Here is a 612-nt window from a genome sequence, read left to right as displayed (position 1 = left end):
TTGCGCAATATTCCCCACTGCTGCCTCCCGTAGGAGTCTGGGCCGTGTCTCAGTCCCAGTGTGGCTGATCATCCTCTCAGACCAGCTATGGATCGTCGCCTTGGTGAGCCTTTACCTCACCAACAAGCTAATCCAACGCAGGCTCATCCAGTAGCGCGAGGCCCGAAGGTCCCCCGCTTTCCCCCGTAGGGCGTATGCGGTATTAGCATGGTTTTCACCATGTTGTCCCCCACTACTGGGTAGATTCCTACGCGTTACTCACCCGTCCGCCGCTCTACTCACACCGAAGTGCTTTCGCGCTCGACTTGCATGTGTTAGGCCTGCCGCCAGCGTTCAATCTGAGCCATGATCAAACTCTTCAGTTTAATCTTTTACCTCTGCTACAAAGTAACAAGAGGGGCTGTTTGCGCATGCTTCTCCAAAAGGAGAGCCCTCGCGATAACAACCAAAATCAGAGGCTCAGATACAATTTCGAAATCAATGTTCCATAAAACTATGAATCAATGGTCACTTGTTGTATCTGAATAGTTGTGACAACTACCCCAACAAGTGCCCACACATCTGTCTTCGTCTTCTTGTTAAGTAACTCCCAGACCGCCAGGGCGTGGGATT

General features: G+C 51.3%; 1 rRNA gene. It reads right to left on the bottom strand.

Going from position 1 to position 612, the window contains the following annotated elements:
* Nucleotides 1-365: ribosomal RNA gene (locus C0039_RS20835) — 16S ribosomal RNA — on the bottom strand; the annotation flags it as partial.
* Nucleotides 366-612 lie beyond the last annotated feature (247 nt).

The organism is Pseudohalioglobus lutimaris (assembly GCF_002866825.1).
Taxonomy (GTDB): Bacteria; Pseudomonadota; Gammaproteobacteria; order Pseudomonadales; family Halieaceae; genus Halioglobus; species Halioglobus lutimaris.
Note: the sequence above shows the minus strand (reverse complement) of the source record. Positions and strands in the feature narration are given on the sequence as shown.